Annotated in this window: 12 protein-coding genes and 1 pseudogene; all 13 read left to right on the forward strand. The window is 30.6% G+C overall.

The genetic code is table 11. The features are described from left to right. The first annotated feature begins 4 nt into the window (after positions 1-4). The 13 genes and pseudogenes from neuC (at position 5) to CLU83_RS21075 (ending at position 13,872) form a co-directional block, all read left to right on the forward strand. On the forward strand, positions 5-1,126 hold the full coding sequence (neuC, locus tag CLU83_RS21015) for a UDP-N-acetylglucosamine 2-epimerase (protein WP_100433821.1): 1,122 nt from the start codon (positions 5-7) through the stop codon (positions 1,124-1,126). A 55-nt stretch (positions 1,127-1,181) separates the two neighbouring features. Next, positions 1,182-2,614: pseudogene (locus CLU83_RS21020) on the forward strand (MBOAT family protein). Positions 2,615-2,702: 88 nt separating this feature from the next. Next, complete coding sequence (locus CLU83_RS21025; RefSeq protein ID WP_100433403.1) at positions 2,703-3,035, forward strand: GIY-YIG nuclease family protein; 333 nt, start codon at positions 2,703-2,705, stop codon at positions 3,033-3,035. 82 nt (positions 3,036-3,117) lie between these two features. After that, a complete protein-coding gene (locus CLU83_RS21030) occupies positions 3,118-3,999 on the forward strand; it encodes a hypothetical protein (RefSeq protein WP_100433404.1) in 882 nt (293 codons plus the stop codon). Positions 4,000-4,134: 135 nt separating this feature from the next. After that, positions 4,135-5,400, forward strand: coding sequence for a CDP-glycerol glycerophosphotransferase family protein (locus CLU83_RS21035; RefSeq protein ID WP_157802156.1), 1,266 nt, complete (start codon positions 4,135-4,137; stop codon positions 5,398-5,400). 4 nt (positions 5,401-5,404) lie between these two features. Further along, positions 5,405-6,055, forward strand: a complete 651-nt coding sequence (locus CLU83_RS21040) for a CatB-related O-acetyltransferase (RefSeq protein WP_100433406.1) — start codon at positions 5,405-5,407, stop codon at positions 6,053-6,055. Continuing rightward, positions 6,056-7,213, forward strand: coding sequence for a glycosyltransferase family 4 protein (locus tag CLU83_RS21045; protein ID WP_100433407.1), 1,158 nt, complete (start codon positions 6,056-6,058; stop codon positions 7,211-7,213). A gap of 594 nt (positions 7,214-7,807) precedes the next feature. Beyond that, complete coding sequence (locus tag CLU83_RS21050; protein WP_157802157.1) at positions 7,808-8,497, forward strand: glycosyltransferase family 4 protein; 690 nt, start codon at positions 7,808-7,810, stop codon at positions 8,495-8,497. Next, positions 8,494-9,612, forward strand: coding sequence for a glycosyltransferase (locus CLU83_RS21055; RefSeq protein ID WP_100433409.1), 1,119 nt, complete (start codon positions 8,494-8,496; stop codon positions 9,610-9,612). The genes CLU83_RS21050 and CLU83_RS21055 overlap by 4 nt, the downstream gene beginning before the upstream one ends. Further along, positions 9,609-10,472, forward strand: coding sequence for a hypothetical protein (locus CLU83_RS21060; protein ID WP_100433410.1), 864 nt, complete (start codon positions 9,609-9,611; stop codon positions 10,470-10,472). Before CLU83_RS21055 ends, CLU83_RS21060 begins: the two co-directional genes overlap by 4 nt. A 2-nt stretch (positions 10,473-10,474) precedes the next feature. Continuing rightward, a complete protein-coding gene (locus CLU83_RS21065; RefSeq protein WP_100433411.1) occupies positions 10,475-11,548 on the forward strand; it encodes a glycosyltransferase in 1,074 nt (357 codons plus the stop codon). A 1-nt stretch (position 11,549) separates the two neighbouring features. After that, complete coding sequence (locus CLU83_RS21070; RefSeq protein ID WP_100433412.1) at positions 11,550-12,893, forward strand: O-antigen ligase; 1,344 nt, start codon at positions 11,550-11,552, stop codon at positions 12,891-12,893. Next, on the forward strand, positions 12,865-13,872 hold the full coding sequence (locus CLU83_RS21075) for a glycosyltransferase family 4 protein (RefSeq protein ID WP_100433413.1): 1,008 nt from the start codon (positions 12,865-12,867) through the stop codon (positions 13,870-13,872). Before CLU83_RS21070 ends, CLU83_RS21075 begins: the two co-directional genes overlap by 29 nt. Positions 13,873-13,919 lie beyond the last annotated feature (47 nt).

The following is a 13,919-nucleotide window of genomic DNA, read 5'->3' on the forward strand; positions in this document are numbered from 1 at the left end:
TTCAGTGAAAAAAATTCTATTCCTTACAGGAACTCGTGCCGATTTTGGTAAAATAAAATCATTAATTGAAACTCTCGAAAAGCAACAAGACTTTGAGGTTTTTGTTTTTGTTACGGGAATGCATTTGCAAGAATTGTACGGCTACACCCTGATAGAAATCGAGCGTTGCAATTTTAAAAATGTATTTACATTCGAAAATCATACCCATGAATCGACTATGGATTTGACTTTAGCAAAAAGCATCGAAGGGTTTTCTAATTATTGTAAAGTCATCAATCCTGATATGATTGTAGTACATGGAGATCGTGTAGAAACACTTGCAGGAGCCATTGTGGGGTCACTCAATAACATTTTGGTAGCACATATTGAAGGAGGAGAAATCTCAGGAACCGTTGACGAATTGATTCGCCATAGCGTAAGCAAGTTGAGTCATATTCATTTTGTTTCTAATACAGAAGCTGCAAAGAGACTGCAACAAATGGGAGAAATAAAGGAGTCAATTTTCACTATTGGTTCTCCAGATATTGACATTATGTTTTCGGATAAACTTCCTGATTTGGCAGTTGCAAAGGAGTATTATCAAATTGATTTTGATTTGTTTGGAATAGTAATGTTTCATCCGGTAACTACGGAAATTGAATCGATGAAAGAATATGCTTCTAATTTTGTCGATGTATTACTAGCGGATACTCATAACTATGTAGTTGTTTTTCCTAATAATGATTTAGGAACTAAAACAATATTAGAAGCTTATGAAAGATTAAAAGCAAATCCAAGATTTCGAATTTTTCCTTCGTTACGATTTGAATACTTTTTGACATTATTAAAGAATTGCCAGTTCATTATTGGGAATAGCAGTGCAGGAATTAGAGAAGCACCTTATTATGGAATTCCAATTATAAATATAGGTACTCGCCAACAAAACAGGGCTGTACATGCAGATATTATTAATGTGGATTATGATAAAAATAGTATTTATAAAGCTTTAGAAATAATCGATTCGCACCAAGTGCAACAAACAGATACTGATTTTGGTCAAGGAAATAGCACTTCATTATTTTTAGAATCACTTCAGAAAGAGGATTTCTGGAAAATGAATCATCAAAAACAATTTAGAGACAGGTGATTTTTTAATTTTCTTTTCACTTCAAAATTTACAGTACATTTTTTTAAAATAAATTATGTTTTTCAATTCCTTGGCTTTTGCCCTTTTTTTACCGATAGTATTTTTCTTGTATTGGTTTGTTTTTAATAAAAAAAAAGTACTCAAAATGCACTGCTTATTATTGCCAGTTATTATTTTTATTCCTGTTGGGATTGGCGTTTCTTATTTTTGTTAGTTTTCTCAACGTTTTTAGACTATTATACTGGAATTCAAATTGAAAAAGGCACTAATGACAAAGGGCGAAAGTTCTGGTTTTGGCTAAGCATTATAATCAATTTGGGATTCTTGGGGATATTTAAATACTATAACTTTTTCTCTGCCTCTTTTGCACAAATGTTAACTTCAGTTGGGTTCAAGGCAAGCCCTGTTTTATTAGATGTCATCTTGCCAGTAGGAATTTCATTTTACACTTTTCACGGATTATCGTATGTGATTGATATTTATTATAAACGCATTAAAGCAGAGTATAATTTTATTGATTATTCTTTATTTGTTAGTTATTTTCCACTTTTGGTAGCTGGACCAATAGAGAGAGCAACGCATTTATTGCCAGAAATAAAAGTTAAGCGTGAGTTTGATTTAAACAAAGCCAAAGAAGGAATTTACCAGATTATTTGGGGATTGGTAAAAAAAGTTGTTATTGCAGATACGTGTGCAACTTATGCAAATGCAATCTTTGACAATTATCCTTCCATGAATTCCTTTTCATTAATTTTGGGAGCCATTTATTTTGCATTTCAAATTTATGGAGACTTCTCAGGATATTCGGATATGGCATTAGGAGTTTCAAAATTGTTTGGTTTAGATTTATTGCGAAACTTTAATTATCCATATTTTTCACGTGATATCGCTGAGTTTTGGCGTCGCTGGCATATTTCGCTATCGTCTTGGTTTCGCGATTATTTGTATATTCCTTTAGGAGGAAGCAAAGGTGGTCTTTTGATGAAAATCAGAAATACGTTTATCATTTTTGTTGTTAGCGGTTTTTGGCATGGAGCCAATTGGACGTATATCGTTTGGGGATTTATAAATGCAGTATATTTTCTGCCATTACTTTTATCAAACAGTAACCGGAATAATATGGATGCTATCCATTTGAAATTTAACTTTGATTCGGTAAAAGTAATCATGAATATTCTGTGTACTTTTTTGCTGACTTGTATGGCTTGGGTATTTTTTAGATCCAAAACTATAACTGATGCCTGCCTGTATTTGAAACGATTAGTAGTGAACAGAGAGTTTGTAGTACAATACCTTGCTAATGAGCGATATAATTATGAATTACTCTTAATGATTGGACTATTTGTTTTGGTTGAATGGAACAATAGAACCAAAGTCGAGCCTATTTCAGGGAAATACAATATGGTAAAGTTGGCTTTGGCAATAATTGCCATTCTCACTTTTGGAACCTATTCCGATTACAAAGAATTTATATATTTTCAATTTTAAGATAAAGCTTCTCGACTGTGCTTTACGTGACATACAGAGTATGGTTGTCAAATCGAGCGCAGTCGAGATTAACATTAAGAAATAGATTATGAAATTCTATTATGTTTATATTTTGTGTTGCAAGGATGATTCATTGTATGTAGGAGTAACTTCTGATATTGAAAGGAGACTTATGGAACACAATGCGGGTAAGTATTCAGAAGCTTATACACACTCTCGAAGACCAGTAAAATTGGTTTTTTGTCAGGATTTTATGGATCCAAATCAAGCAATTGAATTTGAGAAAAAAATTAAAAAATGGAGTAGAACCAAGAAGCAAGCTTTGATAGATGAAGATTTTGATAAATTGCAAAATTTATCGGAATGCAGAAATGCTACTCATTATAAATACAATCCAAACAGTGATGGCGCTATAGAGTAAAGTGTCTCGACTGCGCTCGACGTGACAAGAACTTCGACATAAAAGAGCAGTCCATAATTAATGAAAAAACAATAAAATTCTAATGAAAAAGTTTTTACTATTCACTTTAAAGACAGTAATCGTAGGCATAACAGTAGCTGTTGCCTTAGATTTTATATACACTGCTGTTTATCTGCAGTCAGGAAACAGAAGTAAAATAGATCATGTTTTTAACTCAAAAAGTGAAAATTTTGATGTGGTTATTTTAGGATCATCCAGAGCCAATAATCATTTTGTTGCCCAGATGTTTGAAGATAAAGGGTTAAAAACATTTAATTATGGTATGAGTGGCGGTCATTTGTTTGAAGCTTCTCTGCTTTTAAAATTAATGATGGAACGGCAATATAAAATTAAAAATGTAATCCTTGAGGCCGATTTAAATTTATCTAATATAAAGCGAGCAGAAGGAATTGCCTCAAAGTTTTTGCCTTACTTGCATAATTCAGAAGTTATTAGGGAACATTTTGAATTAGAAAATGATTTTTTGGAGTTGTACTATATTCCTTTTTATAGATACATAAAATTTGAAACAGTTATTGGGTTTAGAGAGATGTTTTTTCAGGGTATTCATAAAAGGACTTCACATTTAGATAATTTAGGATATTATTCTTTAGGCAAGAAGCCGAATGCGAATATGAGAAACAATATTGTTAATCTAAAGCCTCTAAAACATAACAAATACTACGAAGAAATTAAAAACATATGTAAAGCCAATAACATTAACTTTATCGCCATAATGACGCCAATGTGTGAAAACACTAAAGGGATGAATTATTTTGATAAAGTACAGCAATTATATCCTGAAATTCATAATTATGAAAATGTGGTGGTTGAAGATAAATATTTTTCCTCTTGCGGACATATGAATGATACTGGAGCAAGAATGTTTACTGTACGAATTTTAAAAGACTTTTTTGTAAAATAGCAAATCATGGAGAAAAGTAAAATTATGTTATTGTTTCCTGATGGAGTTGGAATTAGAAATTATCTTTATTCTAATGTATTCAATGAATTTAATAATTTGATATTGTTTCATAATTTTGATTCAGAGACAATATCGGTGATTAAAGAAAACACTTCAATTGCTGAAGAAATTTGTATTCCGCATTATAATGAATCGATTAAAGAAAAATTTTTAAGAGAGTTAATTTGCCTTTCAAGATTGTATTATAATAATTCAAAGGTTGATAATCCAACTTTATTATCTAATTGGAATTGGAAGCAAAAAACATTTTCAAAAAAAACATTTTATAAAACAATTGAGGTTTTTGTTCCTTTTTTTAAAAAATATTCCAGTATTTTAAAGTTAGAAAATAGATATCAGAAAGCCATTCGTCAAAATCCATTTTATGATGAGGTAAAAGATGTTCTAAACAGAATGCAACCTAGTGCTATTTTCTGTTCGCATCAAAGAGCATTAAAAGCTGCTACAATATTTGCTGCAGCTACCGATTTAGGAATCCCAACGACAACAGTAATTTATTCCTGGGATAATTTGCCTAAGGCCCGAATAGCTTTAAAAGCAAATTATTATCTAGTATGGTCTGAGTATATGAGAGAAGAATTAAACTTGTATTATCCTGAAATTTCTTCTGAAAAAATAGATGTTACTGGAACTCCTCAATTTGAATTTTATGGCGATCAAAAAAATATAATTGAAAAAGAAACCTTCTATAAAAGATATAATCTAGATCCTGAGAAAAAAATAATTTGTTTTTCGGGTGATGATACTAAAACTTCTCCCGATGATCCAAGTTATTTAAAAGATATTGCCGATGAGCTTATCAAAGCAAATTTGCAAGGCAAATATCAAATTTTGTTGCGACGGTGTCCAGTAGATTTTTCAGGGAGATTTGATGCGGTTGTAAATGAATATAAAAATTTAATCAAAGAGGCTCCTCCATTATGGTATTTTAGCACGTCAAAAGAATGGAATGCTGTTTATCCCTCTATGGATGATGTTAAATTATTGGTGAGTACAGCTTTCTATTCTGATGTTGTTGTAAATGTCGGTTCAACAATGGCTTTTGATTTTGCTATGTTTAATAAGCCATGTGTATTTATTAACTATGATCAGGAAAATAAGACAGCGAAAGATTGGTCCGTACAAACAATTTATCAATTTCAGCATTTTAGAAGTATGCCAAATCAAAACGCTGTGATTTGGCTGAATAGTAAAGAAGAGATAATCCCAAAAATTATTAATAAAGAGGATTATGATTCTGGTAATTGTATGAGAGAGTGGTTTAATATTGTTGTTGACAATAAACAAAATACTGCTTCTGCTAACATTTCTGCCATTATTAAAGGCAGTTTTAAAAGTTGAAATTATGATGATGAGTATCAGAAAACTGCTTTGGCGGATATTAGGCATTAATTACTATAATTATTTAAAAGGTAAAAATCATACTTATTTAAGAGATGCTGATTGGGCGGAGATTGGAAGTAAAACCTATGACAACGGAGCTTTTGTCTGGAAATGGTATAATAATTCGAGGTTACAAATAGGTAAATACTGTTCGATAGCAAATGATGTGAATTTTATTTGTGATTCAGGTTATCATACAGAAAGTCAAATCACTTCTTTTCCTTTGTTTCACGAAGTTTTAGAAAAAAATGATGAAGTAAAAATCAATAATGTATTGTATAAAGCGGGCGAAATAAATGATAAAATAAAACCTCAGAAAGCCAATATTGTAATAGGTAATGATGTTTGGATAGGTATGAATACTACAATTTTACCTGGAGTACGGATTGGAAATGGTGTCACGATTTTGGCTGGTACAGTAGTTTCTAAAGATATTCCTGATTATGCAATTGCTGGAGGAGTTCCTGCTAAAATAATTAAAATAAAGCATAATAATTTGATTATAAATACATTAAATGAAATTAGCTGGTGGGATTGGTCGGATGAAAAAATTAAATTAAACATAAATGATTTCTATTTGCCAATTGAAATTTTTATCAAAAAACATTTATAGATGCACGTTTGTTTCTTAACCAATGAATTTCCAAAAGAAGGTTTTCCACATGGCGGAATAGGCAGTTTTGTAAAAACATTAGCTCTAGAGTTAGTTAAAAAAGGGATTAAAGTATCCGTAATTGGAATGAATTATACTTTCAGTAATGAAACTGAAATTATTGAGAGAATTTCTGTTTATCGTTTGAAGAAAAGTACTGTAAAAGGATTTTTATGGTATTTTAATTCGAATGTAATCAATAAAAAAATAAAAGAAGTTCATAAAGAATATCCTATAAGTATTGTAGAATCCTCGGAACTTGGTCTTGCTTTTATAGCCAAAATTAAAGAAATTAAATATGTCATCCGACTCCATGGAGGTCATCATTTTTTTGCAGAAAGCGAAAATAGAGGGATTAATAAATGGAAAGGATTTCAGGAAAAGAGATCTTTTAAAAAGAGTGATGCTTTTATAGCAGTTTCTCTGTATGTTAAAAATCATACGGAAAAGTATTTAAGTTATAATAATAAGCCTATGGCTTATATCAGTAATCCTATTGATACAGAAGTTTTTCAACCAATTGCCGGAAAGGAATCTGAATGTAAAATTGTTTTTGCAGGTACTGTTTGCGAAAAAAAAGGGATTCGCCAATTAATACAGGCTTTCCCATTGGTTAAAAAACATTTTCCTTATGCAACTTTGGAAATTTATGGTAGAAACTGGTTTTTTCCAGATAAGAGTTCTTATATTCAAATGCTAAAAGAAAAAGAATTACCTTCATTAGGAGCTATTGCTAAAAATATTCATTTTCATGGAGCTATCGCCTATAAAGATATACCTTTGGCCTATGCTGAAGCCAAAGTCTGTGTGTTCCCATCTCACATGGAGACTCAAGGTTTAGTTGCACCTGAAGCTATGGCTATGGAAAAAGCTGTTGTTTTTACAAAATTAGGACCAGGACCAGAAACTATTGAGAATTATGAAACAGGATTGTTATGTGACCCGTATAATCCCAATGATATTGCTGAAAAGATTATATGGGTTTTTTCTAATAAAGCGAAAGCAAAAGAAATTGGTAAAGCCGCTAGGAAATTCGTTCTTACGAAGTATGGTCTCCAATATATTGTTAGTCAGAATGTCTATTTTTATCAGTCTATAATTGATAAAACAAATGTTTAAGAAGGGTACTGTCTTGAAAGCTAAATGTGTAATGAAACTAAAATAAGATGTTTTATCATTACTGTACTTTTGAAAATCATATAGTTTAGCAATACCTTTAAAACAGTAAAATACAAAGGAGTTTTACAAAAACATTGTGAAGAATAATTGATAGATGGAGTTTGAATTTTAGTAAACCAAAAGAGGAAAATGAAAACAATTTTTATTGCGCATAATTATACAGAAAATTCATTTGCATCTATGAGTTTTAATTTAGCTCATCATTTGGCTGATTTGTGAAATAAAATAATATTTATTTCTCATAGACCTTTTTTTAAAGAGCCAGAAATTATTAAGAAAGAAAATGGAGAATTAATTTTTTTGTCATGGTGTTCGGAAAAAAGGTCAACAACATTTAAAGATGTTTTTTGGTATATTAAGATTTATTTAAAATATAAACCAGAAGTAATCATTGGACATTTTGTTGGTATTAATATTTCGATTTTAGTTTCAAAATTATTTTCACTTGGTAGTGTAAAAACATTTGCTTATTACCATACTTTAAGAAAACAAATTTTGGCTGACGCAAAAAAAAGTACTATTAAAACAACCTTATTGTTTTTCAGAATTTTTTTTTATAAGCTATTTTGGGATGTAATTATATGTCCATCAAAAATTGCAAAAAATGATTTAAAAACTTTTTTTTCGACCAATAATGGTGTAGTTATTCTGAATCCAATGTCAGATAGATTTGTAAGTAAAGAGAGTAAATTCGAAAATAAAATTGTAATTCCTTATTTAGGACGATTAGACCCTTCAAAGGGAGTTGTTGATTTAATTAGTGCTTTTGATATTTTCAAAAAGAAAAATAAAAAATCAAAAAGCGTTATACAAATTGCGGGTACTGGAAGTCAAAAATCTGAAATCGAAGAGCTAACTACAAGGCATAATTCAATTAAATATTATGGTAGTTTGCCATACAAAGAAATTGATCAATATTTAAATACAAGTGATTTTACTATAATCCCTTCAAAATTCTATGCTCTAAATATGGTTGGAGTTGAGTCGATGATGAATTTTACGCCACTATTGATATCAAATTCCACAGGTTTGACAGATTATTTGATAGATGGGAAAGAGTGTTTTAAATTTGATTCAAATATTGATTCTATTGTTTCATTATTTGAAAAAGTTAAAAAAAATTTTGATAAACACGGACAAATGAGTAGTGATGCTAGAAATACTTTTTTGAATCTATTTAGCATGGATACGTATTGTAATGAATTTTCAAAGATGATTTTATGAAATTCACCATTATCACTCATGTTACTCACATTCAGTCAGAAAATCAGTATTTTGCATATGGACCTTATGTAAACGAAATGAATATTTGGGCGAAATATATTGAAGAATTAATTATTGTTGCTCCAATACAGAAAACAGAAATATCAGCTATCGATTGTCCTTACAATTTTAATAACGTTCAATTTGTACCAATTAACCAAATTAGTTTATTGGGTATGAAAGCTGTATTTAAAACCATTTTGAAAGTACCAAAAATCAGCTGGCAGATTTTCAAAGCGATGAAACGTGCCGATCATATCCATTTACGATGTCCGGGAAATATAGGATTACTAGGTTGTTTAGTTCAAATTTTATTTCCAAATAAACACAAAACTGCTAAATATGCAGGAAATTGGGATCCGAAAGCAACACAACCGTGGAGTTACCGTTTGCAGAAATGGATTTTGAGTAATGCTTTCTTGACCAGAAATATGCAGGTTTTGGTTTATGGAGAATGGGTAGGAAGCACGAAAAATATAAAACCCTTTTTTACGGCAACTTATTCAGAGGAAGATAAAACCCCTATTGAAATATTGGATTTGAAAGGAAAAATTAATTTTGTTTTTGTTGGGACTTTAACAGCAGGAAAAAATCCTCTTTATGCAATGCAATTAGTGAAATCTTTATATGAAAAAGGATATAATGTGACTTTAGATTTTTACGGAGAAGGTATTGAACGTAAAATTTTGGAAGATTTCATAGCTTTAAATAATTTAGAAAAGGTGGTACAATTAAAAGGAAATCAAAATAAAGAGACAGTTAAAAAGGCTTATCAAAACAGCCATTTTGTGATTTTACCTTCCAAAAGTGAGGGCTGGCCAAAAGCAATTGCCGAAGGGATGTTTTGGGGTTGCGTTCCTATAGCAACTCCTGTTTCTTGTGTACCTTTTATGCTCGATTATGGAGAAAGAGGGGTGTTGTTACAAATGAATTTGGAACAGGATGTTGAACAAATTGAAAATATTTTTGGAAATGAAATGGATTTTGAATCTAAAAGTATTAAAGGATCGGATTGGTCCAGAAAATATATAATAGATGTTTTTGAAAAAGAAATAAAACAAATGCTAAGTAAATGAAACATAATACAAAAACTAAAATTTTTAAGATTCTATCAATTTTGCCAAGCAAAATAGGATACAGTGTTTATCATTTTTTACAAAATATTGGAAAAAATAATTCTTTAGAGCTCAAAATAAAATCTACAAATAGTACCTATCATACAGTTGAAAAGATTTTAAATAAAAATAATATAAGTCTTGAAAATAAAAAAATTGCCGAACTAGGTTCGGGTTGGGTTCCAATTTTTCCTTATCTATTGATTGCTGAAGGCAAAGCTCAAAAAGTAGATACTTATGATATAAATGAACATTTTAATAAAAAAGAAATAGAACAATTAAATGCTTTGTATTCAAATAAGCAAGGAGTTGAATTTGAAAGAAAAGGTAACTATACGTTATTAAAAGAAGTTTGTTATTTTCCTGAAACAAATATTTGTAATGGGAAAGTCCAGGACATAGATTTAGTTATTTCAAGATTTGTTTTAGAACATATAACTCCAAATGTTTTATTAGAAATACATAATTTTCTATATTCAAATTTAAAATCAGGAAGTTTAGTTTTGCATTTAATTTCACCCAGTGATCATAGAGCTTATAGTGATTCTTCACTTTCTTTACAAGATTTTTTGAAATACAGCAAAGCGGAATGGAATAATATCCAGACTAAATTTGATTATCATAATAGGTTAAGATTACCACAATATTTGAATATTTTGAGTAAACATTTTGAAATAGTCTATTTTGAGCATGATAAAATTAATATTGATTCAGAAAGTTATAAAAAATTCAAAAAATTACAAGTCCACGAAGATTTTGTCGAATTTAATGATCAAGAATTGATGGCGGGTAGCGTAAATATTCTTTTGAAAAAGAAATAAAAATGAGAATCATTCAACTCATTGACTCTCTTGAAGCAGGTGGCTCAGAGCGTATGGCGGTTAGTTATGCCAATACTTTGGCTAACAAAATTGAATTTTCGGCACTCGTAGCTACTAGAAAAGAAGGGGATTTGTTACATCAGATTAATCAGAATGTTTCGTATTTGTTTTTGAATAAAAAGAAGCAACTTGATTTTGTATCTCTTTTTAACTTGCGGTCTTTCGTTATAAAAAATAAGATTACACACATTCATGCACATAGTACTTCTTTTTTCTTTGCTTCTCTATTAAAATTGATTTGTCCTTCTGTAAAGTTGATTTGGCATTACCATTATGGAAATAATAAAATATTGCCTAAAAAAAGAATCATAATTTTTAGAATAGTGATGCCTTTTTTTGGCGGAGTCATTGCGGTTAATCAAAATCTAAGATTATGGATTGAAAACAATCTAAAATCAAAAAACACCATTTATTTGCCTAATTTTCCTGTACAGACTAAAGTTTTCGAACATAAAACTCAATTGTTTGGAATTGAAGGGAAACGAATAATATCTTTAGCAAATCTAAGAGAAGATAAAAACCATTTTTTATTATTGGAGGTCGCCCAAAAGCTCAAAAAAACATATCCAGATTGGACTTTTCATTTGGTTGGAAAAGATTTTGGAGATGATTATTCTAATCAAATTAAGAAATTGATTGCAAAATATGGTTTAGAAAAGAATGTCTTTCTTTATGGTTCTAAACAAGATATAGGGAACATACTTAATCAGACATCAATTGCAATTTTAACTTCAAAATCTGAAGGATTGCCAGTTGCACTTTTAGAATATGGTTTGTATAAAAAAGCTGTTGTTGTTACTGATGTAGGGGAAATAGCAACAATAATTCAGCATGGAAAAAATGGATTCATTGTAGATTCAAATGAAGTTCATGTGTTTTATCAATCGTTATTAAATCTGGTAGAAAGTGAGACTTTAAGAACAGATTTTGGAGAGGCTCTTTTTGATACTATTCAAGCTGATTATATTGCTGAAAGCGTTATGGAAAAATATTTAAAGTGGTTAGAAATTAGCTAAAATGAAGAAAGAAGAATTATCATACATATACCTAATATTATTTCAAGCTTTTCTTGGTGTGTTGGTATTTCTATTGCCATTTGTTTCAAAAATGCTTACTTTATCAATATTAGCTTTTGGTGTTTATTATATTGTTAAAAGTAAAAACAGGAATAATGAAGCTTTGGTAATGTCTGCCTATATTGTAAGCATTGAAATACTTTTACGAATGACAGATGGGATACTTTTGAATGAATTTGGTAAATATTCTATTCTAATTTTTATGTTTTTAGGAATGATTTATTCAGGGTTTTCCAAAAATGCTTTGTTGTATTGGCTTTTTTTGCTGCTGCTGATTCCCGGAGTTATTTTAGCGACGCTTACTTTAGATTTTGAAACGGATATTAGAAAGGCAATTGCATTTAATATATCAGGACCAGTTTGTTTGGGAATTAGTGCTATATATTGTTATCAAAGAAAAATATCTTTTGATCGGTTATTGGGAGTGATTACAGCATTTTCGCTGCCTCTAATAAGTGTTGCTGTTTATTTGTTTTTATATACACCAAGCGTAAAAGCAGTGGTGACTGGAACTCAATCTAATTTTGAAACATCTGGAGGATTTGGTCCAAATCAAGTGTCAACTATACTAGGGCTGGGAGTTTTTATATTTTTTGTTCAGCTGGTTTTGAATTCCAAAAGCAGATTATTGCAGATAATAAATGGTGGGTTTGTTATAGTTTTTGCTTTTAGAGGAATCGTGACATTTTCCAGAGGAGGAATATTGACTGCAATGATGATGATTTTTATTTTTTTGGCTGTATTGTATTATCAGGCTAATTCTAATGCTAAATTTAAAATTGGAATGATTATCATGTTGTCATTTGTTGCTGGAATGGGCGTGTGGGGATATAGTTCGTTACAAACTAATGGATTGATCAATAAGCGGTATGCTAATCAAGATGCAAGAGGACGTGAAAAGAAAAGCCAGTTATCCGGTAGAGAGACTCTTATTGCTACAGAAATGCAGATGTTTTGGGATAATCCCATATTAGGTGTGGGCGTGGGAAGAAATAAGGAAATTAGAGAAAAGGAAACAGGAATTGTATCTGCTTCCCACAATGAAATTTCCAGAATGCTGGCCGAACACGGTTCTCTTGGATTGATTGATTTAATTATTTTATTATTGACTCCATTAGTTCTGTTCTTAATCAATAGGCAAAATATTTTGGCCCTTTCCTTTTTAACTTTTTGGCTGTTAACTATTAATCATGCAGCTATGAGATTAGCGGCTCCCGCTTTTGTTTATGCACTTTCATTGTTAAAAGTCTATACTGTTGAAGAACCTGCTATACATAGGAAATAAATTATCCGAGCATGGAGTTACTCCTACCACTATTGAAACTCTTGGACCACTCTTGGAGCAAGAGGGGTTTAATATACAGTATAGTTCTTCTAAAAAAAATCAAGGATTACGGCTAGTTGCTATGTTGTGGAGCGTATTTCAATGTAGAAAAGCTGATTGTGTTCTCATTGATACTTATAGTACTGCCAATTTTTGGTATGCATTTGCAATCTCTCAGTTATGCCGCTTATTACAGATCAAATACATTTCTATTTTGCATGGCGGCAATTTGCCTTTTCGATTGAAAAAGAATCCGAAAATATGCGGAATGATTTTCAAAAACTCTTTTCAAAATGTTGCTCCCTCACTTTTTTTAATTAACAAATTCAAAGAAGAGGGATATGATAATATAATTTATATCCCCAATGCAATTGAGCTGGATAAGTACCCTTTTTTAAAGAGGGAGAAAGGAGTTCCTAATTTATTATGGGTTCGTTCTTTTGCTAAAATTTACAATCCGATAATGGCTGTTGAAGTTTTTGCTTCCTTAAAGAAGAAATACCAAGAGGCTACTCTTTGCATGGTTGGCCCCGAAAAAGACGGCAGTTTATTAGAATCCAGACAAAGAGCTAAAGATCTTGAAGTTGATGTGTTTTTTACAGGAAAATTGTCCAAGCAAGATTGGATTGATATTTCTAAAAATTATTCTATTTTTATAAATACAACCCATTTTGACAATATGCCCGTGAGCGTGATAGAAGTTATGTCATTAGGTCTGGCTGTTGTTTCTACTAATGTAGGAGGTATTCCATTTTTATTAGAAAATGAAAATGATTCGTTATTAGTTCCGGATAATGATGTCGATAAAATGGTAGAGGCTATCGTTAGATTGATAGAAGAATCTGAATTATTTAGGAAAATTACCATTAATTCAAGGGGAAAGATAAAACAATTTGAATGGCAGGAAGTTAAGCTGAAATGGCTGACTATTTTAAAATAAAAAAGGTTTGTTTTTTATATAATAGCTATCTTGCGGTTAAATACAAC

The organism is Flavobacterium sp. 1 (assembly GCF_002797935.1).
GTDB lineage: Bacteria > Bacteroidota > Bacteroidia > Flavobacteriales > Flavobacteriaceae > Flavobacterium.